Below are 302 nucleotides of genomic sequence, written 5' to 3'. Positions count from 1 at the left end.
GCTGGCATCGCTCGGGCGAGCCTTTCCACACCGGCGAGGGCCGGCTGCGCGCGGCGGTGCGGGAGACGCTGGCGCGCGAACTCGGCATCCAGCCGGACGAGAACACCGGGGGCGGCACCTCCGATGGCCGCTTCATCGCCCCGCTCGGCGCCGAAGTCGTCGAGCTCGGCCCCTTGAACGCCAGCATCCACAAGATCGACGAGGCCGTGCGCTTGGAGGATTTGCACGTGCTGCCGACCGTGTACGCAGGCATCGCGAGGTGCTGTCTGCGGCCTTGAGTCGGCGTCAGCGACGATCGAAAC

1 protein-coding gene is annotated in these 302 nt (G+C 69.9%); it reads left to right on the top strand.

Annotation, left to right across the window (positions count from 1 at the left end; all coding sequences use genetic code 11):
- The coding region (locus FLQ44_RS20060; RefSeq protein ID WP_147695779.1) for a M20/M25/M40 family metallo-hydrolase at nt 1–278 on the top strand (278 nt) is incomplete at its 5' end.
- Between the last annotated feature and the right edge of the window lie 24 nt (nt 279–302).

Source organism: Vogesella mureinivorans, assembly GCF_007644035.1.
Lineage (GTDB): Bacteria > Pseudomonadota > Gammaproteobacteria > Burkholderiales > Chromobacteriaceae > Vogesella > Vogesella mureinivorans.
Note: the sequence above shows the minus strand (reverse complement) of the source record. Positions and strands in the feature narration are given on the sequence as shown.